At 61.7% G+C, this 1,252-nt stretch carries 2 pseudogenes; one reads left to right on the top strand and one right to left on the bottom strand.

Going from position 1 to position 1,252, the window contains the following annotated elements:
* Positions 1 to 427, bottom strand: a pseudogene (locus C8N38_RS21005) (MobA/MobL family protein); the annotation flags it as partial.
* Between the two features lie 442 nt (positions 428 to 869).
* Between C8N38_RS21005 and C8N38_RS21010 the strand changes: the two are divergent.
* Positions 870 to 1,252: pseudogene (locus tag C8N38_RS21010) on the top strand (transposase); the annotation flags it as partial.

Genomic DNA, 1,252 nt, shown 5'->3' on the forward strand with positions numbered 1-1,252 from the left:
TCATCCCCTTGCGCTCCAGCATGATGCCCACGCGCCGATAGCCGAAGCGTCGACGCTTCTCGGCGATCTTGTGCATCTCCTCACGGATTGCAGGGCTTGCGATTGGCGGCGGGTGTCCCTCAACAGCTCGCTCATCGCCCCCACGACCCGTTCGGAACGGCGGGCGGCCAGTTCCGCCGCATTTCTTGTCGCGGCCATCATCTCTTTCCAGTCGATTTCCTTCATCGTTCAGTTTCCCGTGCAGGTGGTTGATTTCTCGGATGACCGCGTTGGCCTCTGCGCGCGAGTGGCCCTGGTCGATGCCTGCCCATTCGGGGTTCGGCTTGGGCGCCTTGCCTTTCCCGGCGATGGCACGGGCGCCGCGGCCTTCGTGGATCGTGGGCAGACGCCCGATCCCTCGCGCCGCGTAGGACTCGTGCGAGATCATCGAAGCAGGGCCGTAGTCCCAGGAGTCCATCAGGTCGTTGTGTAGATCGGGCTACATCTTCGCCGTGCGTTCCACCGCGCCTTTGCGCGCCATCCCCAGGATGCTCCGGGGGCGGCCCCGGCTGCCTTGAAAAAGACTCTCACAGGAACCTTCACGACGCGATAGATGCACGCCTTGAAAAGCTCGGCCCTACGGCGAATCTGTTCGATCTTGCGGACATAAGCGCCGATGAGCCCAAGAAGATCCTCAACGCCAAAGGGTTGAACTGTGATGATGAAATCGACGCGGTTCGCGACAAGTTCAAGAAAGACCTGGGAAGCAAGGGGCGAGAATTGCTCGGCCGTTCAGCGAATAAACTCGGAAGATCGGCGGAAGAGGTATTGTTTCAGAACTTGGGCGGTGAAGGATTCACATCGGAAATCCATGCGGTTAGACGAGCGGCATGAGCAAGCCCAAGCCCGCCCGCTACCGCACGACGAACTGGTCCACCTACAGCGATGCGCTCAGGAAGCGCGGGTCACTGCTGATCTGGCTGGACAAGGAGATGACCTAGCACGCGCCGCATGAGGGACGCCCGGGGCGCCCGCCGGTATTTTCGAATGCCGCGATCCAGGTCTGCCTGTCGATCAGGATTCTGTTCAAGCTGCCGCTCAGGCAGACAGCCGGGATGGTCGCGAGCCTCCTGCGCCTTGCTGGGCTGGACTGGCCTGTTCCGGACTACCCGACGCTGTGCCGCAGGCAGAAGACCCTGAAGGTGCAGATCCCTTATCGCCGTGCTGGCGGACCGCTGAACCTGCTGGTGGACAATGAGGCATTGACCGCCAT

The organism is Rhodovulum kholense (assembly GCF_003053725.1).
Taxonomy (GTDB): Bacteria; Pseudomonadota; Alphaproteobacteria; order Rhodobacterales; family Rhodobacteraceae; genus Rhodovulum; species Rhodovulum kholense.